General features: G+C 73.7%; 20 protein-coding genes and 1 tRNA gene. 15 read left to right on the top strand and 6 right to left on the bottom strand.

Annotated elements, in window-relative coordinates; translation table 11 throughout:
• Positions 1–280: 280 nt before the first annotated feature.
• From BLW85_RS16285 to BLW85_RS16265, 5 genes are all read left to right on the top strand, one after another.
• The gene (locus tag BLW85_RS16285) at positions 281–1,174 is read left to right on the top strand and encodes an FAD binding domain-containing protein (RefSeq protein ID WP_074992430.1); all 894 of its coding nucleotides are present in this window, start codon (positions 281–283) and stop codon (positions 1,172–1,174) included.
• The gene (locus BLW85_RS16280) at positions 1,171–3,750 is read left to right on the top strand and encodes a 2Fe-2S iron-sulfur cluster-binding protein (protein ID WP_074992429.1); all 2,580 of its coding nucleotides are present in this window, start codon (positions 1,171–1,173) and stop codon (positions 3,748–3,750) included. Before BLW85_RS16285 ends, BLW85_RS16280 begins: the two co-directional genes overlap by 4 nt.
• The gene (locus tag BLW85_RS16275) at positions 3,747–6,056 is read left to right on the top strand and encodes a xanthine dehydrogenase family protein molybdopterin-binding subunit (RefSeq protein ID WP_070022708.1); all 2,310 of its coding nucleotides are present in this window, start codon (positions 3,747–3,749) and stop codon (positions 6,054–6,056) included. The genes BLW85_RS16280 and BLW85_RS16275 overlap by 4 nt, the downstream gene beginning before the upstream one ends.
• Positions 6,057–6,255: 199 nt before the next feature.
• Complete coding sequence (locus tag BLW85_RS16270) at positions 6,256–7,413, top strand: SUKH-4 family immunity protein (RefSeq protein WP_070022709.1); 1,158 nt, start codon at positions 6,256–6,258, stop codon at positions 7,411–7,413.
• A 106-nt stretch (positions 7,414–7,519) separates the two neighbouring features.
• Entirely contained in the window at positions 7,520–8,143 is a 624-nt protein-coding gene (locus BLW85_RS16265; RefSeq protein ID WP_074992428.1) for a hypothetical protein, read from the top strand.
• Between the two features lie 48 nt (positions 8,144–8,191).
• On the opposite strand, the gene BLW85_RS16260 is transcribed toward BLW85_RS16265, so the two are convergent.
• Positions 8,192–8,266 (bottom strand) — tRNA-Cys (locus tag BLW85_RS16260).
• A 223-nt stretch (positions 8,267–8,489) separates the two neighbouring features.
• On the opposite strand from BLW85_RS16260, the gene BLW85_RS16255 reads away from it, so the two are divergent.
• The 4 genes from BLW85_RS16255 to BLW85_RS16240 all read left to right on the top strand — a co-directional run bounded on the left by BLW85_RS16255 (position 8,490) and on the right by BLW85_RS16240 (position 13,660).
• Positions 8,490–9,926, top strand: coding sequence for an MFS transporter (locus tag BLW85_RS16255; protein WP_074996094.1), 1,437 nt, complete (start codon positions 8,490–8,492; stop codon positions 9,924–9,926).
• A gap of 148 nt (positions 9,927–10,074) precedes the next feature.
• Positions 10,075–11,871: a DEAD/DEAH box helicase gene (locus BLW85_RS16250; RefSeq protein WP_070022712.1), complete on the top strand. Its 1,797-nt coding sequence runs from the start codon at positions 10,075–10,077 to the stop codon at positions 11,869–11,871.
• Between the two features lie 300 nt (positions 11,872–12,171).
• Positions 12,172–12,813: an IclR family transcriptional regulator gene (locus tag BLW85_RS16245; protein WP_070022713.1), complete on the top strand. Its 642-nt coding sequence runs from the start codon at positions 12,172–12,174 to the stop codon at positions 12,811–12,813.
• A gap of 55 nt (positions 12,814–12,868) precedes the next feature.
• The gene (locus BLW85_RS16240; protein WP_070022714.1) at positions 12,869–13,660 is read left to right on the top strand and encodes a S16 family serine protease; all 792 of its coding nucleotides are present in this window, start codon (positions 12,869–12,871) and stop codon (positions 13,658–13,660) included.
• A gap of 45 nt (positions 13,661–13,705) precedes the next feature.
• On the opposite strand, the gene BLW85_RS16235 is transcribed toward BLW85_RS16240, so the two are convergent.
• Entirely contained in the window at positions 13,706–14,179 is a 474-nt protein-coding gene (locus BLW85_RS16235; protein WP_070022715.1) for an Lrp/AsnC family transcriptional regulator, read from the bottom strand.
• A gap of 122 nt (positions 14,180–14,301) precedes the next feature.
• On the opposite strand from BLW85_RS16235, the gene hppD reads away from it, so the two are divergent.
• Positions 14,302–15,450: a 4-hydroxyphenylpyruvate dioxygenase gene (gene hppD / locus BLW85_RS16230; RefSeq protein WP_070022716.1), complete on the top strand. Its 1,149-nt coding sequence runs from the start codon at positions 14,302–14,304 to the stop codon at positions 15,448–15,450.
• Between the two features lie 55 nt (positions 15,451–15,505).
• On the opposite strand, the gene BLW85_RS16225 is transcribed toward hppD, so the two are convergent.
• Positions 15,506–16,996, bottom strand: a complete 1,491-nt coding sequence (locus tag BLW85_RS16225; protein WP_074992427.1) for a tetratricopeptide repeat protein — start codon at positions 16,994–16,996, stop codon at positions 15,506–15,508.
• Positions 16,997–17,088: 92 nt separating this feature from the next.
• On the opposite strand from BLW85_RS16225, the gene BLW85_RS16220 reads away from it, so the two are divergent.
• A complete protein-coding gene (locus BLW85_RS16220; protein ID WP_074992426.1) occupies positions 17,089–18,504 on the top strand; it encodes an FAD-binding oxidoreductase in 1,416 nt (471 codons plus the stop codon).
• Positions 18,505–18,536: 32 nt separating this feature from the next.
• Here the strand turns inward: BLW85_RS16220 and BLW85_RS16215 are convergent, their stop codons facing one another.
• Positions 18,537–18,950: an SsgA family sporulation/cell division regulator gene (locus BLW85_RS16215; RefSeq protein WP_070022719.1), complete on the bottom strand. Its 414-nt coding sequence runs from the start codon at positions 18,948–18,950 to the stop codon at positions 18,537–18,539.
• 245 nt (positions 18,951–19,195) lie between these two features.
• Between BLW85_RS16215 and BLW85_RS16210 the strand changes: the two genes are divergently transcribed.
• Together BLW85_RS16210 and BLW85_RS16205 are read left to right on the top strand one after the other, a co-directional pair.
• Positions 19,196–20,740, top strand: a complete 1,545-nt coding sequence (locus BLW85_RS16210) for an RDD family protein (RefSeq protein WP_074992425.1) — start codon at positions 19,196–19,198, stop codon at positions 20,738–20,740.
• A 133-nt stretch (positions 20,741–20,873) separates the two neighbouring features.
• Positions 20,874–21,593: an RDD family protein gene (locus BLW85_RS16205; RefSeq protein WP_074992424.1), complete on the top strand. Its 720-nt coding sequence runs from the start codon at positions 20,874–20,876 to the stop codon at positions 21,591–21,593.
• A 21-nt stretch (positions 21,594–21,614) separates the two neighbouring features.
• On the opposite strand, the gene BLW85_RS16200 is transcribed toward BLW85_RS16205, so the two are convergent.
• Entirely contained in the window at positions 21,615–21,851 is a 237-nt protein-coding gene (locus BLW85_RS16200; protein ID WP_070022722.1) for a hypothetical protein, read from the bottom strand.
• Between the two features lie 335 nt (positions 21,852–22,186).
• Between BLW85_RS16200 and BLW85_RS16195 the strand changes: the two genes are divergently transcribed.
• Positions 22,187–24,541 carry an immune inhibitor A domain-containing protein gene (locus BLW85_RS16195; protein ID WP_074992423.1) on the top strand — a complete coding sequence of 785 codons (2,355 nt, stop codon included), beginning with the start codon at positions 22,187–22,189 and terminating at the stop codon, positions 24,539–24,541.
• A gap of 121 nt (positions 24,542–24,662) precedes the next feature.
• Positions 24,663–24,986, top strand: a complete 324-nt coding sequence (locus BLW85_RS16190) for a hypothetical protein (protein WP_074992422.1) — start codon at positions 24,663–24,665, stop codon at positions 24,984–24,986.
• A 32-nt stretch (positions 24,987–25,018) separates the two neighbouring features.
• Here the strand turns inward: BLW85_RS16190 and BLW85_RS16185 are convergent, their stop codons facing one another.
• Entirely contained in the window at positions 25,019–25,612 is a 594-nt protein-coding gene (locus BLW85_RS16185) for an isochorismatase family protein (protein WP_070022725.1), read from the bottom strand.
• Between the last annotated feature and the right edge of the window lie 5 nt (positions 25,613–25,617).

Genomic DNA, 25,617 nt, shown 5'->3' with positions numbered 1-25,617 from the left:
GGATCCCGGCGGGTGTACCCCAACGGGCCTGCCGGGCAACGCGGATAGAACAGATAGCGGAAAAACCCCGTCAGCATCACCGAAGGGTGGCAATTCGCCCTCTTCGGTGATGCCTCGCCAAACCGGCCATCTCCCCGATGAGGTGGGCGAATGCCTCCTAGCGGACCCCCGCGTCCGGGTCCTGCGAAGATGTGCCAGAGTTGCCACGTCCGCCCTGTCAGCACGTACCGTACGGCGCAACAGGCGGGACCAGGTGGGGCAGCGGGAAGGGGCAGCCGGTTTGACCACGCACGCACCGCAGGCGGGGCAGGCCGTCACGCTGCCCACGACGCTGGACGAGGCGGTGGCGGCGCTCGCCGCGATGCCCACCGCGGTCCCCGTCGCGGGCGGCACCGACCTGATGGCCGCCGTCAACTCCGGGCAGCTCAGGCCCGCGGCCCTGGTCGGCCTCGGCCGGATCAGCGAGATCCGCGGCTGGCAGTACCAGGACGGCCACGCGCTGCTCGGCGCCGGCCTCACCCACGCCCGCATGGGCCGCCCCGACTTCGCGGCCCTCATCCCGGCGCTCGCCGCCGCCGCCCGCGCCGCGGGCCCGCCGCACATCCGCAACGCGGGCACCCTGGGCGGCAACATCGCCTCCGCCGCGCCCACCGGGGACGCGCTCCCGGTGCTCGCCGCCCTGGAGGCCACGCTGATCGTCGCGGGCCCGGGCGGGGCACGCCGGGAGGTCCCGGTCTCGCACCTGCTGGCGGGCGTGGAGATGCTGGGCGGCGGTGAACTCATCGGCTTCGTACGGGTGCCGCTGCTGCACGCCCCGCAGGTCTTCCTGAAGGCCACCGCGCGCACCGGACCCGGCCGCGCCCTCGCCTCCGTGGCGCTCGTCCTCGACCCCGCCCGGCGCGGCGTGCGCTGCGCCGTCGGGGCCATCGCGCCGATGCCGCTGCGGCCGCTGGAGGCCGAGCAGTGGGTCGCGCAGCTCATCGACTGGGACAACGACCGCGCGCTCGTCCCCGAGGCACTGAGTGCCTTCGGCGAGTACGTCGCCGCGGCCTGCATCCCCGACCCGGCGCCGGAGGCGGACGGCTCGGTGCCGTCGCTGCCGCCCGCCGTACTGCACCTGCGGCGCACCGTCGCCGCGCTGGCCCGACGAGCACTGGGGAGGGCGCTGTCGTGACCGACGACCAGCACGGAGAGGGCACGCCCGAGGGCGGCGGGCGCTGGAACCCGCTGCCGGGTGACTACGACGACGGCGCCACCGCCTTCGTCAAGCTCCCCGAGGGCGGCATAGACGCCCTGCTGTCCGGCGACAGCCCGCTGGCCGCGCCCGGCCACGGCTATGTGCCGCCGCGCATCCCGCAGGCCCCCGCGGAGGGCGCCGCCGGGGGCTGGCCCGCCGCGGACGGCGGTGGGTGGCCCGACCCGGGCGCGACGCACGGGGGCGCGGACGACCGGTTCACGTACGACCCGGCCGCCACCCAGCACTGGACCTTCGAGGAGCCCGCGGCTCCGGCCGCGCCCGGCCACGACGTCACCGGGCAGTGGTCCATCCCCGTCGCCGGCGGAGAACTCCCGGACGAGTCGGGCGAGTTCACGACGTCGTCCCTGGTGGAGCAGTGGGGCGGCACCCCGCCGGCCACCCTGCCGGGCGGCGCGCCGGCCCCCTGGGCCACCAACGCCGGCCAGCCCTGGGGGCAGGCGGCCGGGCCGGCGGCCCCGGCGGCGGACGGGTACGCGACCGGCGAGGGGTACGGCACGGAGGCCGGGGGCGCGCCGGGGGAGACGTACGGCGGGACCGGTGGTGTGCCGGGAGAGGTGTACGGCGCGGGGGCCGGGGAACACCCGGGCGACGAGGACTTCGGCGCGGGGCGCGCGCAGGGCGCGTACGCCGCTCCGGTGCCGGGCGTGGACACGCACGACGGGTACGGACACGCGCAGGGCGCGGACCCGCAGGCCGGTCATCCGCAGGCCGAACAGACGCAGGCAGGTCACCCGCAGGCCGGTCACGCGCAGGGCCGGCACGCCGGAGCGCACGGCGCGGGCCCGCAGGGTGGTGCCGCGCCGGGCGCGTACGGCCAGGGGGCGTACGAGCAGCCCGCCCGGCCCGACGGCGCGCCCGCGCACGACCCGCACGGCCAGGGTGCGCGGGAACACGCCGCGCACGGACACGACGACCGGATAGAGGACCCGCTCGGCCAGGCCGGGCAGGGGCAGCCGGGACACGCGGAGGCCGCGCACCGGCACACCGGGCACCCCGGACCGGCCCCGGTGGAGCCGGGCCACACCCCGCCGGAGCACGCCGACGCCGCCCACGACCCGTCGGCGCCCGGCGCATCGCCGTACTCCACGCCCGGCGCCCACGCGCGGGACGGGCGCGCGCAGGAGGCGCACCACACGCCGCCCGCCGGTGTCCCCCTGGAGCAGACCGCGCACGACCCCGCGACGGCCCCTGAGCGGCCCGTCGACGGCCCGGCGGACCACACGGCCCCCGCCGAGCCGGGTGCCGTGCCCGAGGCCGTCATGGAGCCCGGTACGGCCGCCGCCGCACCGGACGCGGCGGCGGACGCGGGGGACGCCGCGGTCCCGGAGGCCGGCGCCGCCCCGACCGCACCGGTCGTACCGGAGCAGCGCACCGGCGCGTCCGCGCCCGCCGTGCCCGGCCAGCGGTCCGACACGCCCACGCCCCCCTCCGGCGTACCCACCGTCCCCGCTCCGGCGCACGACGGCGACACGCCGGTGGCTCCGCCCAGCACCCCGGAACACGCCGTCCAGGACGTCCCGGAGGCCGCGCCCGCGGACGGCGCCCGGCAGGAACCCCACGACCTGGCCGAGCGGCCCGAACAGCCGGGACAGACCGAGCCGTCCGAGCCGTCAGGGCCGTCCGGAGGGCCCGAACAGCCCGCCGAATCCGCCGAGTCCGCCCTCGGCGCCCCCGAGGCTCCCGGCACCCCGGACACCTCGGACGCGCCGGACACCCCGGACGCCCCGGAGGAGCCCGCCCCCCTCCCGCCCCACGACGACCACCCCCTCGCCTCCTACGTCCTGCGGGTGAACGGCTCCGACCGCCGGGTCGCCGACGCCTGGATCGGCGAGTCGCTGCTGTACGTGCTGCGCGAGCGGCTGGGGCTCGCCGGGGCCAAGGACGGCTGCTCGCAGGGCGAGTGCGGGGCCTGCAACGTGCAGGTGGACGGCCGCCTGGTGGCCTCCTGCCTGGTGCCCGCCGTCACCGCGGCCGGCACCGAGGTGCGCACGGTCGAGGGCCTGGCCAAGGACGGGCAACCCTCCGACGTGCAGCGGGCGCTGGCCCGGTGCGGTGCCGTGCAGTGCGGCTTCTGCGTGCCCGGCATGGCGATGACGGTGCACGACCTGCTGGAGGGCAACCCCGCGCCGACCGAACTGGAGACCCGGCAGGCCCTGTGCGGCAACCTGTGCCGCTGCTCCGGGTACCGGGGCGTCGTCCAGGCCGTCCAGGAGGTCGTCGCCGAGCGCGAGGCCGCGCACGCCCCCGAGCCGGAGGCGGACACGGCGGGCGAGGCGCGCATCCCGCAGCAGGCGGGCCCCGGCTCCGGCGGCGTCGGCCCGTCGGCGTTCGAGGCACCGGGTGCCTTCGACACGCCGCCGCCCACGCCGGACGGGTACGGCGACATGCCGGGCGGCTACGGCGAGGCGCCCGACGGCTACGGCGACACGCCGCCCTACGGCACGCCGGGCCCGCACGACCAGCACTACGGCCAGGACGGAGGCCAGGCGTGAGCAACGAAGCCGCCACCGCGACCCCCGCCGGGGAGTCCGCCCCCGAGCCCGAGGGCCCGCCGCACGGCCTCGGCGTCTCCCTGCCGCACGCCGACGCCCGCGCCAAGACCGAGGGCACCTTCCCCTACGCCGCCGACCTGTGGGCCGAGGGCCTGCTCTGGGCGGCCGTACTGCGCTCCCCGCACGCGCACGCGCGGATCGTGTCCATCGACACCCGGCACGCCCGCGAGATGCCCGGCGTGCGCGCCGTCATCACCCACGAGGACGTGCCCGGCACCCCGCGCCACGGCCGGGGCACCCCGGACCGGCCGGTGTTCGCCTCCGAGGTCGTACGGCACCACGGCGAGCCCATCGCCGCCGTCGCCGCCGACCACCCCGACACCGCGCGGATGGCCGCGGCCGCGATCATCGTCGAGTACGAGATCCTCGACCCGGTGACCGACCCCGAGCAGGCGTTCGAGGCGGAGCCGCTGCACCCCGACGGCAACCTGATCCGGCACATCCCGCTGCGCCACGGCGACGCGGAGGCGGTCGGCGAGGTCGTGGTCGAGGGGCTGTACCGCATCGGGCGGCAGGACCCGGCCCCGATCGGCGCCGAGGCCGGACTCGCCGTGCCGCGCCCCGACGGCGGTGTGGAGCTGTACCTGGCCTCCACCGACCCGCACCACGACCGCAACACCGCCGCCGCCTGCTTCGGTCTGTCACCCGATCGAGTGAAGATCGTGGTCACCGGGGTGCCCGGCGCCACCGCCGACCGCGAGGACCAGGGCTTCCAGCTCCCGCTCGGGCTGCTCGCGTTGCGCACCGGCTGCCCGGTGAAGCTCACCGCGAGCCGCGAGGAGTCCTTCCTCGGCCACGTCCACCGCCACCCCACCCTGCTGCGCTACCGCCACCACGCCGACGCCGAGGGCCGGCTGGTCAAGGTGGAGGCGCAGATCCTGCTGGACGCGGGCGCGTACGCAGACACCTCCGCCGACGCGCTGGCGGCCGCCGTCTCCTTCGCGTGCGGCCCGTACGTCGTCCCGAACGCCTTCATCGAGGGCTGGGCCGTGCGCACCAACAACCCGCCCTCCGGCCATGTGCGCGGCGAGGGCGCGATGCAGGTGTGCGCCGCCTACGAGGCCCAGATGGACAAGCTGGCCAGGAAGCTGGGCGCGGACCCGGCCGAGCTGCGGCTGCGCAACGTGCTGGCGACGGGCGACGTGCTGCCCATCGGCCAGACGGTGACCTGCCCCGCCCCGGTCGCCGAACTCCTCCAGGCGGTACGGGACTTCCCGCTGCCGACGCTGCCCAAGGACACGCCCGAGGAGGACTGGCTGCTGCCCGGCGGCCCCGAGGGCGCGGGCGAGCCGGAGGCGGTGCGCCGGGGCGTCGGCTACGGCCTCGGCATGGTGCACATGCTCGGCGCGGAGGGCGCCGACGAGGTGTCCACGGCGACGGTCAAGGTGCACGACGGCATGGCGACCGTGCTCTGCGCGGCCGTGGAGACCGGCCAGGGCTTCACCACGCTGGCCCGGCAGATCGTCCAGGAGACCCTGGGCATCGAGGAGGTCCGGGTCGCCCCGGTCGACACCGACCAGCCGCCGTCCGGCGCGGGCTGCCGGGGCCGGCACACCTGGGTGTCCGGCGGCGCGGTGGAGCGGGCGGCGAAGATGGTCCGCACCCAGCTGCTCCAGCCGCTCGCGCACAAGTTCGGCATGTCGACCGAGCTGCTCCAGATCAACGACGGCAAGATCACGTCGTACGACGGGGTGCTGTCGACCACGGTCACCGAGGCGCTGGACGGCAAGGAGCTGTGGGCCACCGCGCAGTGCCGCCCGCACCCGACCGAGCCGCTGGACGCCGCCGGGCAGGGCGACGCCTTCGTGGGACTCGCGTTCTGCGCGATCCGCGCGGTGGTGGACGTGGACATCGAGCTGGGCTCGGTCCGGGTGGTGGAGCTGGCGGTCGCCCAGGACGTCGGCCGGGTGCTCAACCCCGCCCAGCTGGCGGCCCGGATCGAGGCGGGCGTCACCCAGGGCGTCGGCATCGCGCTCACCGAGAACCTGCGCACCCCGCGCGGGCTGGTCCGCCATCCCGACCTGACCGGCTACGCCCTGCCGACCGCCCTGGACGCGCCGGACATCCGGATCGTCAAGCTGGTGGAGGAGCGGGACGTGGTCGCGCCCTTCGGTGCCAAGTCGGTCAGCGCGGTGCCGGTGGTGACGGCCCCCGCGGCCATCGCCTCCGCCGTCCGCGCGGCCACCGGCCGCCCGGTCAACCGGCTGCCGATCCGTCCCCAGGCCGCGGTCGTCACGACGCGGTGAACGCGGCGGCCGCCGTGATCCGGTGAGCGCGGCGGCCGTCCCCATCCCGGTGGGTTTCGCGGGGCAACGTGCCCGGGTCGTCCGGCGTCCTTTCCGTCGAGGGGCGTTGTCAGTGGGGCGGCGTAGTGTGCACAGCGGTGGGGGAGCCGGGCAGCGGCGCCGGCCACACTGTCACGCAGTGGGAGATCGCGGGGGAGCGATGAGTACGACGGATGCCGGGACGGCGGCGATCACACTGACCGAGGCGGAGCTGGACCGCCATGTCACCCACGCGCCGACGCGCGGACTGCTCACGGGCCCGGGGCTGCCCGCCGTGACCGACGTGCTGACGTTCTCGCCGCTGCGCGCCCACGGCCTGCGCACCCTCGCGGACGCGGCCGAAGGCCCGCTCCACCTGGCGGAGGAACTGCGCGACCGCCTGGTGATAGGCGAACTGCTCAACCCGCCGGGCACGGAGCGCGAGTCGATCCTGCTCGACGGCGACACGGGCGAGGTGACGACGGCCTACCTGTGCGACCCGTCCGAGTCCCGCCCCTTCGCGCCGTCCCTGGCCACGCTGCTGCGGTTCGCCGCGGTCACCGAGGAACTGACGGGCCTGCGCGGCCGGTTCGCCTCCCTGGCGGGCCAGTACGGCCCGAGGACGGTCGCCGAGGCCTCGCGCCGCCTGCTCGCCCTGTTCGAGGAGGGCACGGACGGCGCGGTCCCCCCGTACTGGAAGGTGGCGGCCCTGATCCGCCCGCTGTCCCTGGTCGCGGGTCCCGGTACGGCGTCCGGTCTCGCCCTCGACCTGCCCGCCCGCGTCCTGGACCAGGAGTTCGGGCACGGCCGGGTGGCCCGCTTCGAGGACGTCGACTTCCCGGCCACGCTCACCCACGAGCCGACCCGCCGCTTCCTGCGCGAGACCGGGCTGCCGGAGGAGGCGGTCCTCTTCTTCGCCGACCCGGACGCCCCGCTGCCGACCCTGCGCGAACACTTCACCCGGGACCGCCCCGACTACCCGCTGTCCGAACTCCCGGCCCACTGCGACCACTTGATCCGCCTGGGCTACCTGGTGGAGGACAACAGCCTGGTGGTGGACGGCCGCACGGGCGCGGTCCTCACCTTCAGCGAACCGGAGGCGGCGCTCTGCCCCCTCAACACCGACGTCTCCACCCTCGCCTTCACCCTCTGGCTGCTGCACCACGAACGCACCATCGACCAGCACCTCTCCCACGAACTCAGCACGGCCGCCTACGAACAACTGGCCGCCGCCATGCTGCACACCCTGACCACCCTCGACCCGACGGCCACGCTGCCGGGCACGACGTGGCACTACTGGACCGAGACGTTCCAGGACGAGGCGGGCGGGGTGCTCTGAGCCCAGGCGCCCGGCAGGGCCCGGTCGCTGATGCGGCGACCGGTTCCGACTCCTTCAACAGGGAGGCGGTCCGGCGGTACGTTTGTGCCGCACCCTGGGAGGGCTGATGCCGTCGAGTGCCGATCTCGCCGCGTGGGCCGGTGCCTTGGGCACATGGGCGGCGCTGGGTGCCGCGGTCCACGGAGCGCGCACCGCGTTCCACATGATCCGCGTCGAACGGGACCGGGATCGCGAACAGGAGCGCCGGCGGCAAGCCGATCAGGCCTCCAGCGTCGCCGTGTGGGTCGGGCGGCCGTTCGGCGGGGGCAACCGCCCGGACCGCCTGGCGACGAGCGTGGCCCTGCGCCGCGAAAGCTTCTTCCCCGACATCTACTTGGTGAACGGCTCGCGCCTCCCCGTCTACGAGGTCGGCGTCTTCGTCTGGGTCGACTTCAGCGCCCGCCCGATCCGCTGGCAGAACCGCGTCATCCTCCCGCCCACCCACGAGCCCATGCTCGCCAGCGCCTTCGTGGAAGCGGCCCCCGATGTCGCGCCGGTCATGGAGCATGTCGTCGGCGTCAGCGTCGCCTTCCGCGACGCCGAGGGGACGCACTGGCAGCGCACGCGGGACGGGTCCCTCCGCGAGATCGACACGGACGACGTGCACCAGCGGACGGGAGTCGCCGACGGCGACGGTTTCGTCCAGCCCCAGGAACTGGAGGACGTACACATCCCCGGCCGCCAGGCCTGAGCGGGCCCCCGGGCAACCCCGTGCCGCTCCGGCACACACTGCTGTCCTTGGAGGCCGTGACGGGAATCGAACCCGTGTAACTCGCTTTGCAGGCGAGCCCCTAAGCCACTCGGGCACACGGCCGTGTTGAGTTGTCGTCCGCACGGCCGTGGCGGGAAGGCGTACGGCCATGTCGACGGATCGACCGTAGGGCGCGGGAGCCGCGGGGCTCAAGGGGATGGCCGGGGCCGCAATGTGACTGCCACACCGCGTTCACAGGACGAGGGGGGACCAGGACCAAGGTCGTAGTGGGAGGTGGGTCCACCGACAGGGGTCAATGTCGGTGACGGGCCTTACCCTGACGGGCATGAGTGTCCTGGGATCCCGTGCCGCCGATGCCGTGGTGGAGGAAGACGTCGAGCCGGACGGCGGTGTGCTCGGCCGGGCCTACCGGGCGCTGAGCGTCGGCATCGTCTCCGTCGTCCTGCTGATCGCCTTCGAGGCGACCGCCGTGGGCACCGCGATGCCCGTCGCCGCCCGCGAGCTGGACGGCGTGGCGCTGTACGCGTTCGCGTTCTCCGGGTACTTCACCACCAGCCTCTTCGGCATGGTCCTCGCCGGCCAGTGGGCCGACCGGCGCGGTCCGCTCGGGGCGCTGACCAGCGGGATCGGGGCCTTCGCGGTGGGGCTGGTGATAGCCGGCACCGCGCGGACGATGTGGGTGTTCATCCTGGGCCGGGCCGTCCAGGGGCTCGGCGGCGGACTGGTCATCGTCGCGCTGTACGTCGTCGTCGGCCGCGCCTACCCCGAGCGGCTGCGCCCCGCGATCATGGCGGCGTTCGCGGCGAGCTGGGTCGTGCCCTCCGTCGTCGGCCCGCTCGCCTCCGGTGCCGTCACCGAGCAGCTCGGCTGGCGCTGGGTGTTCCTCGGCATCCCGGTCCTCGTGGTGTTCCCGCTGGCCCTCGCCCTGCCGCAGATACGCCGGCGGGCGTCCGGACCGGTCGACGCGGAGGCGGGCGCCGCCGCCTTCGACCGGCGGCGCATCCGGCTCGCCCTCGGCATCTCCCTCGGCGCCGGCCTCCTCCAGTACGCCGCCCAGGACCTGCGCCCCCTCTCCCTCGTGCCCGGCGCGGCCGGCGTCGCCCTGCTGGTGCCCGCCGTCCTCGGCCTGCTGCCGCCCGGCACCTGCCGGGCGGCCCGCGGCCTGCCCGCCGTCGTCCTGCTGCGCGGGCTGTCCGCCGGGTCCTTCATCGCCGCGGAGTCCTTCGTGCCGCTGATGCTGGTCACCCAGCGCGGGCTGTCGCCGACGCTCGCCGGGTTCTCGCTGGCCGCGGGCGGCGGCACCTGGGCGCTGGGCTCCTGGGTGCAGTCCCGGCCGCGCCTGGCGCCCCACCGGGAGCGGCTGATGACCGGCGGGATGCTGCTGGTCACCGTCGCGCTGCTGGCCGCGCCGAGCGTGCTGTGGCACTCCGTGCCCGCCTGGACCGTGGCCGTCGCCTGGGCCTTCGGCTGCTTCGGCATGGGCCTGGTGATCTCCTCCACCAGCGTGCTGCTGCTGCGCCTGTCCGCGCCGGAGCAGGCCGGTGCCAACTCCGCCGCGCTCCAGATCTCCGACGGCCTCTCCAACGCCCTGCTGCTCGCCGCCACCGGTGCCGCCTTCGCCGCGCTCGGCGGCGGCACCTCCGCGACCACGACGACCACCTCCTCCCACCCCGCCGCCTTCGCCGCCGTGTTCCTGCCGATGGCGGTGGTGGCCCTGGCCGGGGCCTGGGTGACGACGCGGATGCGGACGGAAACGCCCTGACGCCGCGCGGCGCGAGCGCCGGAGCGCGCCGGTTGTGACGTGAGTCCCACCCTGGGGCGACCCGGCCTCGTTCGGCGTCGGCGGGGAGCGCGGCGCCGGTAGGGTGGCCCGGTTGTCATACGTAGCCGACTGACTGACCACGGAGACCGTGACTACCACCGCTTCCTCCACCACGTCCCACCACCTTTCCCCCGCCTTCCCGGGCCGTGCGCCCTGGGGCACCGCCAGCAAGCTGCGCGCCTGGCAGCAGGGGGCGATGGAGAAGTACATCCAGGAGCAGCCGCGTGACTTCCTCGCCGTCGCCACGCCCGGCGCCGGCAAGACCACCTTCGCGCTGACGCTGGCCTCATGGCTGCTCCACCACCATGTGGTGCAGCAGGTGACCGTGGTCGCGCCGACCGAGCACCTGAAGAAGCAGTGGGCCGAGGCCGCGGTGCGGGTGGGGATCAAGCTCGACCCCGAGTACAGCGCCGGCCCGCTCGGCCGGGAGTACGACGGGGTCGCCGTCACCTACGCCGGTGTCGGCGTGCGCCCCATGCTGCACCGCAACCGCGTCGAGCAGCGCAAGACGCTGGTGATCCTGGACGAGATCCACCACGCCGGCGACTCCAAGTCCTGGGGCGAGGCCTGCCTGGAGGCGTTCGAACCGGCCACCCGGCGGCTCGCGCTGACCGGTACGCCGTTCCGCTCGGACACCAACCCGATCCCCTTCGTGACGTACGAGGAGGACAACGCCGGCATCCGCCGCTCCGCCGCCGACTACACCTACGGGTACGGCTCCGCGCTCGCCGACGGCGTCGTCCGGCCGGTCATCTTCCTCTCCTACAGCGGCAACATGCGCTGGCGCACCAAGGCCGGTGACGAGATCGCCGCCCGGCTCGGGGAGCCGATGACCAAGGACGCGGTCAGCCAGGCCTGGCGCACCGCGCTCGACCCGCGCGGCGAGTGGATGCCGAGTGTGCTGCGCGCCGCCGACCAGCGGCTCACCGAGGTCCGCAAGGGCATCCCGGACGCGGGTGCGCTCGTCATCGCCTCCGACCAGGACTCCGCCCGCGCCTACGCCAAGCTGATCCGTGAGATCACCGGCACGAAGGCCACGCTGGTCCTGTCCGACGACGCCGGCGCCTCCAAGCGCATCGACGATTTCAGCGCGAGCGACGACCGCTGGATGGTCGCGGTGCGCATGGTGTCCGAGGGAGTCGACGTGCCCCGCCTCGCGGTCGGCGTGTACGCCACCACCATCTCCACCCCGCTGTTCTTCGCCCAGGCCGTCGGCCGCTTCGTACGGTCCAGGCGGCGCGGCGAGACCGCCTCCGTCTTCCTGCCGACCGTCCCCGACCTGCTCACCTTCGCCAACGAGATGGAGGTGGAGCGCGACCACGCCCTCGACAGGCCGAAGAAGGAGGGCGAGGAGGACCCGTACGCCGAATCCGAGAAGGAGATGGAGGAGGCGAACAAGGAGCAGGACGAGGACACCGGCGAGCAGGAGCAGTTCGCCTTCGAGGCGCTGGAGTCCGAGGCCGTCTTCGACCGGGTGCTCTACGACGGCGCCGAGTTCGGCATGCAGGCCCACCCGGGCAGCGAGGAGGAGCAGGACTACCTCGGCATCCCCGGGCTGCTGGAGCCGGACCAGGTGCAGCTGCTGCTGCAGAAGCGGCAGGCCCGGCAGATCGCGCACAGCAAGAAGAAGCCGGACACCGAGGCCGACCTGCTGGAGCTGCCGGCCGAGCGGCGCCCGGTGGTCAGCCACAAGGAGATGATGGAGCTGCGCAAGCGGCTCAACACCCTGGTCGGCGCGTACGTCCACCAGAGCGGCAAGCCGCACGGGGTGATCCACACCGAGCTGCGCCGGGTGTGCGGCGGGCCGCCGAGCGCGGAGGCCACGGCCGGACAGCTCAAGCAGCGCATCGCGAAGGTGCAGGAGTGGGCGACGCGGATGCGCTGAGGACCGGGCGGGCCGGGTTTACGCTGCCGTACGTATACGGACGAATACCCTCAGTCCGCCTGGGTCCTTGACCGGATTCTGGACCAAGACTTCCGCTCAGCGAACCCCCTTCGCTACTGTCCCGCTACGCATACGCCCCGTGGCAGCGCCGCCGCGGAGCGCAGCCGTGAAAGCGACAGGGTCCGGAGCCGCCGGGCCGTCCTGCCGATCGGCGGCCTCTGGAGCGCGTCGCCGACGGGACTCGGTGACGCATCGTCCGCTCGGGGGCCCGCCGACCTCACCGCCGAAGGAGTGGGGGTCGTGACCGCGGAGACCTCTCAGACGCTCGACCGGGGACTGCGGGTCCTCAAGCTGCTCGCCGACACCGACCACGGGCTGACCGTCACCGAGCTGTCCAACAAACTGGGCGTGAACCGGACCGTGGTCTACCGGTTGCTCGCCACGCTGGAGCAGCACGCCCTCGTCCGGCGCGACCTCGGCGGACGCGCCCGGGTCGGGCTCGGGGTGCTGAGGCTCGGCCGGCAGGTGCACCCGCTGGTGCGGGAGGCCGCGCTGCCCGCCCTGCGCTCGCTGGCCGAGGACATAGGGGCCACGGCGCACCTGACCCTGGTCGACGGCACGGAGGCGCTGGCCGTGGCCGTGGTCGAGCCGAGCTGGACCGACTACCACGTGGCCTACCGCGCGGGCTTCCGGCATCCGCTCGACCGCGGTGCCGCGGGCCGGGCCATCCTCGCGGCCCGCCGCGCCCCCTCCGCCGAGCCCTCCTGCACCCTGACCCGGGGGGAGCTGGAGACGGGGGCGTGCGGTGCGGCGGCACCGCTGGTGGGGGTGACCGGGGTGGAGGGCAGCGTCGGCGTCGTCATGCTCGCGGACTCCGTGCCGGAACGGGTGGGTCCCCGGGTGGTGGACGCGGCGCGGGAGGTGGCGGAGGCGCTGCGCTGAACGCCCCGGCGGCCGCCCGCGCCGCCGGGCGCGGCACGTCACGTAAATTGAACCCGTGCTCTCACGTCTCACGCGCCGCCAAGCCCTCGCCGTGTGCGCCCTCCCGGTCGCCGCGCTGTTCGCCACGGCGGTGTTCGCGCCGCTGCCGTTCTCCGTGGCGCAGCCGGGGATGACGGCGAACGTGCTCGGGGCGAACAAGGGCACCCCGGTGATCACGGTGGACGGCGCGCAGACGCGCAGGCCGAGTGGTCAGCTGCGGATGGTCACCATCGTGGCGACCGGCCCCGACGCCCGGGTATCGCTCGGCGACGTGATCGGCAACTGGTTCCGCACCGACCGTGCGGTGATGCCCCGCGACGCGGTCTACCCGACCGGTGACACCCTCAAGGAGATCGAGCAGCACAACACGGCGCAGATGCGGCAGTCGCAGGACGCGGCGACCAGCGCGGCGCTGAAGTACCTCGATCTGAGCCCCGACCAGGTCAAGGTCACCCTGAAGCTGGCCGACGTGGGCGGCCCGAGCGCGGGCCTGCTGTTCTCCCTGGGCATCATCGACAAGCTGCACGGCGACGGCCACGGCGGCGATCTGACCGGCGGCCGCACCGTCGCCGGTACGGGCACGATCGACGAGGCCGGCCGGGTCGGCGCGGTCGGCGGCGTGGCGCTGAAGACGCAGGCCGCCCGGCGCGACGGCGCCACCGTCTTCCTGGTGCCGAAGGCCGAGTGCGCCGACGCGAAGGCCGAACTGCCCAAGGGGCTGCGCCTGGTCCCGGTGACCACGCTGAAGGGCGCGGTCGACTCCCTGGTCTCCCTGGAGAAGGGCACGGGCTCGGTGCCGAGCTGTTAGGGGTGCGCGGCCCGCGGTCGCCAACTCCCGCCAGGACCGCTCCCGTTACCCCTCCTCCTCCGCCGCCTGCTCCACCAGGGGGATGATCCGCAGCGGCACCGGGTTCTCCATCACGATCGCCGTGGAGGCGCGCACGATGCCCTCGAAGCCGACGACCCGGTCGATCACCCGCTGGAGATCGGCGTTGGAGCGGGCGACCAGGCGGCAGAGCATGTCGCCGCTGCCCGTGGTGGTGAGCAGTTCCAGTACCTCCGGCACCGTCGCCAGGTAGGCGCGCACGTCCGCCCCCTGGCCCTGCCGGATCTGGAGCGTGGCGAACGCGGTGACCGGATAGCCGAGGGCCGCCGGGTCCACCTGCGGGCCGAAGCCCCGGATGACGCCGTTCGACTGGAGCCGGTCGAGGCGGGCCTGCACGGTGCCCCGGGCGACCCCGAGCCGCCGGGACATCTCCAGCACGCCGACGCGCGGCTCGCGCGCCAGCAGCACGATGATCCGCCCGTCCAGATGATCGATCGCCACAGCCCCTCCCGGGGTGGTCATCCTGTACAGAAAGTCCGGCCGGTGGGCCGTTCCGCCTAACAGATTGCCCAGTGAATACGCGAACTATTGCGCACCTTGCAGAGTCCGGTCACCCTTCCGCTATGACGCAGACCACAGAGCACACTCCCGACACGACCGCCCGGCAGGACGACCCCTTCCCGGTCAAGGGAATGGACGCGGTCGTCTTCGCCGTGGGCAACGCCAAGCAGGCGGCGCACTACTACTCCTCCGCCTTCGGCATGAAGCTGGTCGCCTACTCCGGACCGGAGAACGGCAGCCGCGAGACCGCCAGTTACGTCCTGGAGAACGGCTCCGCCCGGTTCGTCTTCACCTCGGTGATCAAGCAGAGCAGCGACTGGGGCCGCTTCATCGACCGGCACGTGGCCGAGCACGGCGACGGCGTCATCGACCTGGCCATCGAGGTCCCGGACGCCCGCGCCGCGTACGAGTACGCCGTCGCGCAGGGCGCGCGCTCGATCGACGAGCCGTACGAGGTCAAGGACGAGCACGGCACCGTCGTCCTCGCCGCCATCGCCACCTACGGCGAGACCCGCCACACCCTGGTGGAGCGCTCCGGCTACGACGGCCCCTACCTCCCCGGTTTCGTGGCCGCCGAGCCGATCGTCGCGCAGCCCGAGCACCGCACCTTCCAGGCGATCGACCACTGCGTCGGCAACGTGGAACTCGGCAAGATGAACGAGTGGGTCGGGTTCTACAACAAGGTCATGGGCTTCACGAACATGAAGGAGTTCGTGGGCGACGACATCGCCACCGAGTACAGCGCGCTGATGTCGAAGGTCGTCGCGGACGGCACCCTGAAGGTGAAGTTCCCGCTCAACGAGCCCGCGATCGCCAAGAAGAAGTCGCAGATCGACGAGTACCTGGAGTTCTACGGCGGTCCCGGCGTCCAGCACATCGCGCTGAACACCAACGACATCGTGCAGACCGTCCGCACCATGCGCGCGGCCGGCGTCGAGTTCCTGAACACCCCGGACTCGTACTACGACACCCTCGGCGAGTGGGCCGGCGAGACCCGGGTGCCGGTGGAGACCCTGCGCGAGCTGAAGATCCTCGTCGACCGCGACGAGGACGGGTACCTGCTGCAGATCTTCACCAAGCCGGTCCAGGACCGGCCGACGGTGTTCTTCGAACTGATCGAGCGGCACGGCTCGATGGGCTTCGGCAAGGGCAACTTCAAGGCCCTGTTCGAGGCGATCGAGCGCGAGCAGGCCAAGCGCGGCAACCTCTGAGCCACACCCGGTGAGCGGGGCCCGGCATCCCACGTGCCGGGCCCCCGCCCCTGTCTCAGCCCGGCACCTCCACGTCCTGCGGTTCGCCCAGCGCCGCGAGCGCCGACCTGGCCTGCGGGGCCCACAGGGGCGAGAAGGACGGGTTGATGCGCAGGGCCTCCTGGAGGCTGCGGCGCGCGGGCCCCTCCAGCTCCAGCGCGGCCTCGATCGCCCCCCGGTGGTAGGAGTACAGCGCGCTGCGCAGGCCGCCGCCCTTCGTGCCGTCCGTCGCGGTCGTGGCGTACTCCAGGGCCTCGTCGTCCTCGCCGACCCGGTGCAGCGCCCAGCCGAGCGCGTCGGCCACCTCGGTCCCGGGCTGGCGGTCGTACTCGGCGCGCAGCCGCTCCACGGCGTCCGACGCGTCCCCGTGGTCGGCCTCGTACCGCCCGAGCACCAGCTCGTCGTCGACCCCGCCCGCCGTCTCCCGCTTCGCCAGCTCGGCCACCTGGTCGTAACTCCGCCGGGCCTCCGCGGTCCGGCCCAGCGACTCGTACAGCTCGCCCAGCTCCAGGGCGTCGCGCGGGTCGGCCCGCCGGTCCAGGGCCGCCCGGTACGCGGTCACCGCCTCGGCTGGCCGCCCCAGCGCCGCCAGCGCCCGCGCCCGCCCGGACGGTGCCGCCTGCTGGTCCGCGTCCAGCCGCAGGGCCTCGTCGTAGTGGCGCAGCGCGTCCTGCGCGTCCCCCCGCTCGAAGGCCAGTTGGCCGAGCTGGGACAGGTAGGCGGCCTGCTGGGCGGGGGAGCCGGCGGCGGCCGCCGCGTCGCTCAGCTGGGCCACCGCGTCCTCGCGCCAGCCCCGGCTCCGGTAGACCGCCGCGGCCTGTGCCATCACGGCGGGCCGTTCGGCCGGCGCGGGCTTCAGCGCCATCAGCTTCTCCAGGGCGGTGCCGACGGATTCGTAGTCGCCGAGCCCGTTGTACGCCTCGATCAGCGGCGCGTACGAGCTCCACCGCTGCGGCGCCAGCTCCTGCGCCTGCTCGCCGTATCGTTTCGCCTCCGAGAAGTCCCGGCGCGCCAGCGCCAGCGTGGCCATCCCGTCCAGCGCCTGGAGGTTCTGCTCCTCGTCCACCACCTGGAGCGAGGTCTGCAAGGCCCGTTCCGCCCGCGGGAAGTCCGCGGCCTGCGCCGTACGGCGGCCCCGTTCGACGTAGGCCGTGCCCAGCACCGCCCACGCCCTCGCGTCCTGCGGCTGCGCCCGCACCCGCTGCTCCTCCTGCCCGATGAGCGCGGTCAGGGCGGGCAGCGCGGCCGGCACCCCGGAGGTCACCGCGGTCAGCGCCTGCGCCGCCTGCGCCGGGGCGCGCACCGGCGCCCGGTGGGCCCGCGGCCCCGCGGCGGGCGGACTCGCGGCCCCGGACCGCAGTCCTGGCCACACCGCCAGCACCGCGCCCGCGACCAGCCCGCCGGTCAGCGCGGTCACCAGCACCCGCCGCAGCAGTCGCCGGGAACGGCGCGGCGTGGAGGACTCGCTCATCAGGGACGTACCCGGCTCGCTCACTCGGTTGTCCATGGCGCTCACTGTGCGTCAGTACGACAAGAAGATCGCGCCGGGTGAGGCAGGAGGCTGACGGGGTTCACACCGATGGCTGTGAGTGCGAACCTGTGATCATGAGCCGCATCGAAGCGCACCGCGATGGAGCGGGCGCAGCAACCGGTAGCCTCACCGACCGGCTCCTGGCCGGCCTGCCCGCCGAGGCCGTCCTGACCGACCCGGACGTCACGGCCTCCTACGCCCACGACATGGCCAGCTTCTGCCCCGCCGGGGCCCCGGCCGTCGTGGTCCTGCCGCGCACCGTGGAACAGGTGCAGCACGTCATGCGCACCGCCACCGAACTGCGCGTCCCCGTCGTCCCGCAGGGCGCCCGCAGCGGCCTGTCCGGCGCCGCCAACGCCTCGGACGGCTGCATCGTGCTGTCCCTCGTCAAGATGGACCGCATCCTGGAGATCAACCCCGTCGACCGGGTCGCCGTGGTCGAACCGGGCGTGATCAACGCGGTCCTCTCCCGAGCCGTCGGGGAACACGGCCTGTACTACCCGCCGGACCCCTCCAGCTGGGAGATGTGCACCATCGGCGGCAACATCGGCACCGGCTCCGGCGGCCTGTGCTGTGTGAAGTACGGGGTGACCGCCGAGTACGTCCTCGGCCTGGACGTCGTCCTCGCCGACGGCCGCCTGATGTCCACCGGCCGCCGCACCGCCAAGGGCGTCGCCGGCTACGACCTCACCCGCCTGTTCGTCGGCTCCGAGGGCTCCCTCGGCATCGTCGTCCGCGCGGTCCTCGCCCTCAAGCCCAAGCCGCCCGGACAGCTCGTGATGGCCGCCGAGTTCGCCTCCGCCGCGGCCGCCTGCGAGGCCGTCTGCCACATCATGGAGCGGGGCCACCTGCCCTCCCTGCTCGAACTGATGGACCGTACGACGGTCAAGGCGGTCAACGCCATGGCCCGCATGGGCCTGCCGGAGACCACCGAGGCGCTGCTGCTCGCCGCCTTCGACACCCCCGACCCGGCCACCGACCTCGCCGCCGTCGGCGCCCTGTGCGAGGCGGCCGGCGCCACCCAGGTGGTCCCGGCCGAGGACGCGGCCGAGTCCGAGATGCTGCTCAAGGCCCGGCGGCTCTCGCTGCCCGCGCTGGAGGCGGTCAAGGGCACCACGATGATCGACGACGTGTGCGTCCCGCGCTCCAGGCTCGGCGCCATGCTGGAGGGCATCGACCGGATCGCCGCCAAGTACGGCCTGACGATCGGCGTCTGCGCGCACGCGGGCGACGGCAACACCCACCCCACCGTCTGCTTCGACGCCCAGGACGAGGACGAGTCCCGGCGGGCCCGCGAGTCCTTCGACGAGATCATGGCCCTGGGCCTGGAACTCGGCGGCACCATCACCGGCGAACACGGCGTCGGCGTGCTGAAGAAGGAGTGGCTGGCCCGCGAGATCGGGTCCGTCGGCGTGGAGATGCAGCGGGGCGTCAAGGCCGTGTTCGACCCGCTCGGCATCCTCAACCCCGGCAAGCTCTTCTGACGCCGCCCGGCCCCCGGCGACGGGGGACCGGGTCACCGGGCGAGCAGCTGGTCGAGCGCGTCGTCGATGCCGAGCTGCCCGCCCTCCGTCCCCGGCGGGACCGCGCGCAGCGTCCGCTCCAGCCAGGCCGACACCTGCGGGATCGGCGCCTCCAGCAGCGCGTCCCCGTCGGGCGAACTCAGCGCCATCAGCACGACGCTGCGCCCGTCCGCCTTCGTCGGCCACACCCGCACGTCCCCGTGCCCGCACGGCCGGAAGACGCCCTCCACCAGCAGTTCACGGGCGAACGTCCAGTGCACCGGGTGCTCGGAGTTGATGTGGAAGACGATGTGGACGGCGTAGGGATCGTCGCACCGGTAGGCGAGCAGCGCCGGGACCGGGATGCTCCGCTCGGGCGACAGGATCAGCTTGAGTTCGAGTTCCCGTTCCACCACCGTGTGCTGCATGACCTGCGTTCCTTCTCTGTCGGGGGACGTGCGCGGGACCGCGGGGCGCGGGCCCGTACCAGGGGAGAGGGGGCGGCGGCGCGGGCATTACGCGGGTTCGGAGAAATTTTTTTCGGCCCGGCGTACCGGGCGCGCCCGGCGTTGCCCGGAAGGAGTGGGTCCTGCGGGACTGGCGGTGGCCGGTGCCCGCGTCTGATAGATGTGGGACGCCCATCCCACCCACGAGCAGATACGGGACGACGGACATGAGCGCCCCAACCCCGGCCCCAGGTGACGACAGGCCCCGCGAGGGCTACTACCCGGACCCGTCCATCCCCGGCTACGTCCGGTACTGGAACGGCACCGCCTGGGTGCCCGGCACCAGCCGCCCCGCCCCCAAGGACGGCGAACCGCTCAGCCCGCCCCCCGGCGTCACCCCCGCCGTGGAGGAGACGGGCCCGCACTTCTTCGACGAGGAACCCGGTGGCCCGGCGGCCTCGGGACCGGCGGTCACGGGGGACTCCGCGCGGCCGGCGGCGGATCCGGGGACACCCGGCCGGTGGCCGGCGGCGGGCGACGCGGGGGCGGCCGCCGCCGACGGAGCGCCCGGCCGGGACGCGGAGCGGGCGGACGGGTCCGGGCAGGCGGGGCAGGCCCAGTGGGGTGGGGCCGGGGTGCCCGGGCAGGCCCGGCAGCCCTGGCAGCAGGGCGCCGCCGCCGCTCCCCGGCAGACTCCGGCCGGCCCGTCCGTGCCCGCGCAGGGCGGTGCCGCCGGTCCCCGGGGCGCCGATCCGCGCGTGGCGCCCGGCCCCGCGCAGCCCGAGGGCCGGGCGGCCCGCGGCGACGGCACGGCGACCATTCCGCCGGCCGGGAGCGAGGCCCCGGACCCCGGCACCTTCGTCTTCCGGCGGCCCGTCACGGGACCGGCCGCGCGCACGGACGGCGGCACCATGACGATCCGTCCGGTGCCGCCGGGCCAGGGCGGCGCGCCCGGCTTCGGCACCCAGGGCCCGGTCGCCGCGCCCACCCCCGCCCCCGCCGGGCCGTCCCCGTCCCCAGGCCCCGGCTTCGGCGCCGGGCAGACACCTCAGGCCCAGGCCCCCCAGGCCCAAGCCCCGCAGCCCCAGCCGCCCCAGACCCGGCAGCCCGCGCCCGCGTCCCCGTCCGGTCCCGCCGCCGTGCCCCCGCAGCTGCCGCAGCAGGCGGGCGGCCAGGGGTCCTGGGCACAGCAGGTGCACCAGCTGGCGGGCGGTGCCGACGAGCAGCCCGTGGCGCCGTGGAAGCCGCCGGTGGAGGACCTCTTCCAGGCGGCGGCGCGCAGACAGGCCGCCGCCCGCCCGGCCGGACTGGGCAAGCGGTTCGCGGCCCGGCTGATCGACAGCGTGGTCGTGGGCGCCGTGACCGCCGCCGCGGCCGTGCCGCTCGGCGTCCGGGCCGCCGACCACGTCCGGGAGAAGATCGACGCGGCCCGGCTGTCCGGGCACGAGGTCACCGTCTGGCTGATCGACGGCTCGACCGGCACCAGCCTCGCCGTCGTGCTCGCCGTGCTGCTCCTGGCCGGCGTGGTCTACGAGGTGCTGCCCACCGTCAAGTGGGGCCGCACCCTCGGCAAGAGGCTGTGCGGCCTGGAGGTCCGGGACATCGAGGCGCACGAGCCGCCGACCTTCGCCCCGGCGCTGCGCCGCTGGCTCGTCTACAGCATCCCCGGGCTGCTCGGCATCGGGATCGTGGGCGTGCTGTGGTGCCTGTTCGACCGGCCCTGGCACCAGTGCTGGCACGACAAGGCGGCCCACACCTTCGTCGCGGGCTGAGCCGCGCGCGGGGCCGGGGCGCGGCCGGGCGCGGCACCGGCGCCGGTACCGGGCCGGACCCCGGGAACAGGGCCGTCCCCCGTACGGCCGTCCGCCGGATGCGGAGCCGGGGCGTTCGCGATCCACTCGGGCCATGAGCAGCGCACCGCCCCCCGGCTCCGGAGAGCCGCCACCCGAGGACGACCCGTTCAGGAAGCCGCCCCCGTCGGAGCAGGGGCCCGGCTCGCCGTACGACCGCCCGCCGGACGGCGGCGGCCCCTACCCCCCGCCCTACGGCGGCAGCCAGCCCCCGCCCGCCGGCGGCCCCTACGGGCAGGGCCCCTACGGCGGTGGCCCGTACGGCGGCGGCCCTTACGGAGCCGGTCCGTCCGGCCCCGGCGGCCGTCCCACCGACCCCCTCGCCGGGATGCCCCCGCTGGCCGACAGCGCCAAGCGGACGCTCGCCCGCATCATCGACATGATCCTGGTCGGGATCGTCGTCTACCTGCTCACCTGGGCGTTCAACGTGCGCGAGTACGAGGTGAACGGCGACCGCGTCGACGCCGCCCGCTCGCTCGGCCAGTCCGTCATCGCCGCCGTCCTCTACATCGCCTACGACACCTTCCTGACCCACAGGACCGGTCAGACGCTCGGCAAGAAGTGGCTGCGCATGCGGGTGGCCAACCTGTCCGACGGCGCCACCCCCAGCATGCAGACCGCACTGCTGCGGGCCCTCGTGCTGTGGCTGCCGTTCGCCTTCTGCTGCGCCTGCGTCTGGACCGTGATCTGCGGCGGCTGGAGCTTCTTCGACCGGCCCTACAAGCAGGGCCTGCACGACAAGGCGGCCAGGACGGTGGTGGTCAGCACCGACTGACCGCCGCCGTACCGGCCGGCGTCACAGGGCCGTCGGGACGCGCCGCTCCTCGGGAGCCGCCCCGGCGGCCTCTTCCGTGCCCCGCGCCCGTGGCGCCGGCACCGTCATCGCGACCAGCAGCCCGAGCGCGAGCGCGGCGAGGGCGATGACGGCGATGCCGGCGCCCGAACTCGTCTGGGACAGCAGCAGCATGGCGAGGGTCGAGAAGACCACGGTGCACGCACCGTAGGCGAGCTGGGCGACGGTCGGACGAGGCATGGCAATCGTGTCCTCGGAAGTCTTCGTGATCGGGTGACCGGGTGATCGGGTGCCGTTCGACTCTCTTCTCTCCTCGCCTGCATGCCCGAGCGGACCCCTCGGTAAGCGTGACCTAACCCACGGTGCCGGTGCACGGGGGGCGCACAGGAAGCACGCCCCGCCTAAAGTCGACGTCAACTCCGCATAGTGCACCAGACCTTACCGAGTCAAGATCTGTCTTTTCTTCTAAACCTCTAGTCAAATGTCGTCACTTGAACACGCGCTTGTCATGCGCGCACGGACTTCCGATCACGGGAACCCCCTGTCCGCGCGCGGGGCGCGGGGGAGGAACTCAAGTGACCAGCAGATCCTGGACGTTCAGAGCGGCCGCGATCGGTGTGACGCTCGCGGCGGCCTCCGCCACGTTCGCCACCTTCGCCGTCGCGGAGGCGAGCACCCGGACCGGGGCCGGCGCCGTACACCGGCACGACCCGGCGCCGGTGCGGCAGCAGACGCACGACCTCGACGGCCCGCTGAGCAAGACCCAGAAGGCGCAGCGCGCCGAGGCCCTCAACCAGGTCATCGCGGGCAAGGCGTCCGCGCAGGAGCGCGACGGTTCCAAGGTCGTCAAGCTCAAGAGCGGCAAGGGCAAGAGCAAGTACGTCGAGCTGAGCCGCGAGAAGACCGACAAGATCTTCACCATCCTGGTGGAGTTCGGCGACAAGACCGATCCGAAGTACGGCGGCACCCCCGGCCCGCTGCACAACACGATCGCCGCGCCGGACCGCAAGCTCGACAACTCCACGGCCTGGCAGCAGGACTACGACCAGAAGCACTTCCAGGACCTGTACTTCGGCACCGGCAAGAACACCGAGTCGCTGAAGAAGTACTACGAGAAGCAGTCCTCGGGCCGCTACTCGGTGGACGGCGAGGTCTCCGACTGGGTCAAGGTGCCCTACAACGAGGCCCGTTACGGCAACAACGCCTGCGGCTCCACCAACTGCACCAGCGTGTGGAACGTCGTCAAGGACGGTCTGAACGCCTGGGTCGCCCAGCAGAAGGCGGCCGGCAAGTCCGACGCCGACATCAAGGCGGACCTGGCCCAGTACGACCAGTGGGACCGCTACGACTACGACGGCGACGGCGACTTCAACGAGCCCGACGGCTACATCGACCACTTCCAGCTGGTCCACGCCGGCGAGGACGAGTCCGCGGGCGGCGGCGTCCAGGGCACCGACGCGATCTGGGCCCACCGCTGGTACGCCTTCGGCACCGACGCGGGCGCCACCGGCCCCACGGACAACAAGCTGGGCGGCGCGGCGGTCGGCGACACCGGCATCTGGGTCGGCGACTACACCATCCAGCCGGAGAACGGCGGCCTCGGCGTCTTCGCCCACGAGTACGGCCACGACCTCGGCCTGCCGGACGAGTACGACACCGACGGCGGCGACAACTCCACCGGCTTCTGGACCCTCATGTCCTCCGGTTCCTGGCTCGGCACCGGCAAGGAAGCCATCGGCGACCTGCCCGGCGACATGAACGCCTGGGACAAGCTCCAGCTGGGCTGGCTGAACTACGACACCGCCAAGGCCGGCACCAAGTCCTCGCACAAGCTGGGCGTCGCCGAGTACAACACCAAGAACAAGCAGGGCCTGGTGGTCAGCCTGCCCGACAAGGCGGTCACCACCACCATCAACGAGCCGGCCGAGGGCGCCACCCAGTGGTGGAGCGGCAGCGGCAACGACCTGAAGAACACGCTGACCCGGGACGTCGACCTCACCGGCAAGTCCTCCGCCGCGCTGACGCTCGACGGCTGGTGGGCCATCGAGGCCGACTACGACTACCTCTACACCGAGGTGTCCACCGACGGCGGCGCCAAGTGGACGGCCGTGGACGGCACGGCGGACGGCAAGGCCATCCCGCGTGACGCCAGCGGCGCGCCCGCGCTGACCGGCTTCTCGGAGAAGAACCAGAAGCTGTCCTACGACCTGAGCGCGTACGCCGGGCAGAAGATCCAGCTCCGCTTCCGCTACGTCACCGACGGCGGCGTCGCGGAGAACGGCTTCACCGCCGACGAGATCACCGTGACCGCCGACGGCACCCCGCTCTTCTCGGACAACGCCGAGACGGCGGACGCCGCCTGGAGCGCGAGCGGCTTCTCCCGCATCGGGGCGTCCTTCACCAAGGACTACCCGCAGTACTACATCGCCGAGAACCGGCAGTACGTGTCGTACGACACCACGCTCAAGACCGGCCCGTACAACTTCGGTTCCGCGGCGCGGCCCGACTGGGTGGAGCACTACCCGTACCAGAACGGCCTGTTGATCTGGAAGTGGGACACCTCCCAGGCCGACAACAACACCAACGTGAAGGACCACCCGGGCAGCGGTCTGATCCTCCCGGTCGACTCCCACCCGACGGCGCTGCGGTGGGCCGACGGCACGCTGCTGCGCAACCGGATGCAGGCGTACGACTCGCCCTTCAGCCTCTACGGCACGGACGGCATCACGCTGCACAAGGCGGACGTCGCGACGACGGTCAAGCCGTCCAAGGGCGTCTCGGTCTTCGACGACCACGCGAACACGTACTACGACCCGGCGAACCCGAGCGGTGCGGTGAAGGTAACTGACACCAACACCAAGATCTCGATCGTCCACGAGGCCAAGGACGGCTCGACGATCTCCGTGAAGGTCGGACCCGCAGTGAAGTAGTCCGCATCTTCGCAGGTCAGACGCGTATCGGCGGCAACCCCTTGGCGGGTTGCCGCCGATCGTGTTTAGGTGCGTTCTGTGGCTCTCTTATTGACACCGAACGAAACGGGGATGTGACCGCATGGCCGCTGGAGGCTTTAGCAAACTGCCGAACGGCACCGTTGTCGTCGCGCTGAACCTGCCGTACGACGCCGCCGGGGTGCGTGTCCTGGTGCACGCCCGCAACCGGGCCCGGGCCCTGACCCGGCTCCGCAATCTGGGCCTGCGCGCGGTCTACCTCCGCGGCAACACGGCTCCGCCGACGCCGGACGAGATCACGGCGGTGCTGCACCATCCGGACGGCCTGATATGGCGCACTACCCCCGCCCCGGGGGACAACGGTGTCATGACCGAGCTGTGGCACCCGATCCGGGCGCTGCTGCGCGGCGCTGCGGTGGCGCGGTAGCGCCGGGCGGCGGGGCCCGGCGCCCGCCGGGCTCAGCCGCCCAGCACCGGCTTGCCGGTCAGCTCCACGCCGGCCGCCCGCAGCTCCTCCAGGGCGCGCTCGGTCGTCTCCGCCGAGACCCCGGCCGTCAGGTCGAGCAGGACGGTGGTGCGAAAGCCCTCCCGCGCCGCGTCCAGGGCGGTGGCGCGGACGCAGTGGTCCGTGGCGATGCCCACCACGTCGACCTCCTCGACGTCCCGGGCGCGCAGCCAGTCGGCGAGGGCGGTGCCGTTCTCGTCACTGCCCTCGAAGCCGCTGTAGGCGGCCGAGTAGGCGCCCTTGTCGAAGACCGCGTCGATCGCGCCGGAGGCGACCGCCGGGGCGAAGTTCGGGTGGAAGCCCACCCCCTCGGTGCCCGCGACGCAGTGCGCGGGCCAGGAGCGGACGTAGTCGGGGTCGTCCGCGAAGTGGCCGCCGGGCGCGATGTGGTGGTCGCGGGTGGCCACCACATGGCGGTACCCGGTGCCCGCCGCCTGGCCGATCAGCTCGGTGACGGCGGCGGCCACGTCGGCACCACCGGCCACCGCGAGGCTGCCTCCCTCGCAGAAGTCGTTCTGCACGTCTACGACGATCAAGGCGCGGCGCATGGTGG

Origin of the sequence: Streptomyces misionensis (assembly GCF_900104815.1) — a bacterium.
In the GTDB taxonomy this organism is placed as follows: Bacteria; Actinomycetota; Actinomycetes; order Streptomycetales; family Streptomycetaceae; genus Streptomyces; species Streptomyces misionensis.
Note: the sequence above shows the minus strand (reverse complement) of the source record. Positions and strands in the feature narration are given on the sequence as shown.

Excerpts from the sequence above, each read along its gene's own strand:
- BLW85_RS16270 (WP_070022709.1), top strand. The coding sequence starts at position 6,256 with ATGAGTACGACGGATGCCGGGACGGCGGCGATCACACTGACCGAGGCG.
- BLW85_RS16265 (WP_074992428.1), top strand. The coding sequence starts at position 7,520 with ATGCCGTCGAGTGCCGATCTCGCCGCGTGGGCCGGTGCCTTGGGCACA.
- BLW85_RS16255 (WP_074996094.1), top strand. The coding sequence starts at position 8,490 with ATGAGTGTCCTGGGATCCCGTGCCGCCGATGCCGTGGTGGAGGAAGAC.
- hppD (WP_070022716.1), top strand. The coding sequence starts at position 14,302 with ATGACGCAGACCACAGAGCACACTCCCGACACGACCGCCCGGCAGGAC.
- BLW85_RS16225 (WP_074992427.1), bottom strand. The coding sequence starts at position 16,996 with ATGGACAACCGAGTGAGCGAGCCGGGTACGTCCCTGATGAGCGAGTCC.
- BLW85_RS16215 (WP_070022719.1), bottom strand. The coding sequence starts at position 18,950 with ATGCAGCACACGGTGGTGGAACGGGAACTCGAACTCAAGCTGATCCTG.
- BLW85_RS16210 (WP_074992425.1), top strand. The coding sequence starts at position 19,196 with ATGAGCGCCCCAACCCCGGCCCCAGGTGACGACAGGCCCCGCGAGGGC.
- BLW85_RS16205 (WP_074992424.1), top strand. The coding sequence starts at position 20,874 with ATGAGCAGCGCACCGCCCCCCGGCTCCGGAGAGCCGCCACCCGAGGAC.
- BLW85_RS16200 (WP_070022722.1), bottom strand. The coding sequence starts at position 21,851 with ATGCCTCGTCCGACCGTCGCCCAGCTCGCCTACGGTGCGTGCACCGTG.
- BLW85_RS16190 (WP_074992422.1), top strand. The coding sequence starts at position 24,663 with ATGGCCGCTGGAGGCTTTAGCAAACTGCCGAACGGCACCGTTGTCGTC.
- BLW85_RS16185 (WP_070022725.1), bottom strand. The coding sequence starts at position 25,612 with ATGCGCCGCGCCTTGATCGTCGTAGACGTGCAGAACGACTTCTGCGAG.